Origin of the sequence: Acinetobacter sp. UBA6571 (genome assembly GCF_002434085.1) — a bacterium.
GTDB classification, from domain to species: domain Bacteria; phylum Pseudomonadota; class Gammaproteobacteria; order Pseudomonadales; family Moraxellaceae; genus Acinetobacter; species Acinetobacter radioresistens.
On record NZ_DJJJ01000010.1, the window covers coordinates 95,978 to 96,548 of the forward strand.

Annotated in this window: 1 pseudogene; it reads right to left on the bottom strand. The window is 40.5% G+C overall.

The window, feature by feature from the left end:
- Window positions 1-529: pseudogene (locus B3X18_RS01690) on the bottom strand (MFS transporter); the annotation flags it as partial.
- Window positions 530-571 lie beyond the last annotated feature (42 nt).

Here is a 571-nt window from a genome sequence, read left to right on the forward strand (position 1 = left end):
GAATCGTACTGACCCAAGCGATCATGCTCCAGAGCTGAGTATAAGAAATTAAGGCTGCAGTCAGTGGTGGAACAGTAAGTTGTGCAAAAGCAGAGACTTGTAGGACTAACCCGATACTGGTTGCTGTGGCATTTGGCTGTGGTGCATAATGCAGACTAATGGCAAAAATAGTAGTGGGAATAAAACCTCCCAATATTGAAAACACCATGATAGCCAGATATTTCAGACCAAAAGACAAATTAAAATAAGTAGAGAAAGCCAGCCAGCACATCATGACCATAAGTATAAAACCTATACTAATGAGCCGTGCAGGTGCCAGACCGCGATGTAATAAAAAACCGGAAGCAAACGTACCTAAAATATTAGAAACTGAAACAAGAGCAGTCAGTGTTCCGGCAACTTTTAGACTAATCTGCTCATCAAGATACAATATCGGTAAAAAGCCAATTACTGTCAGCCATTGGCTGGTATAGCAGGCAAAAATAAGAGCCAAGATCAGTACAGGCGGATGACTTAAGGTTGTTCTCAAAAGCTTAATGAATAAAGGGAAGGAGCTATTTTGTATTTTGTT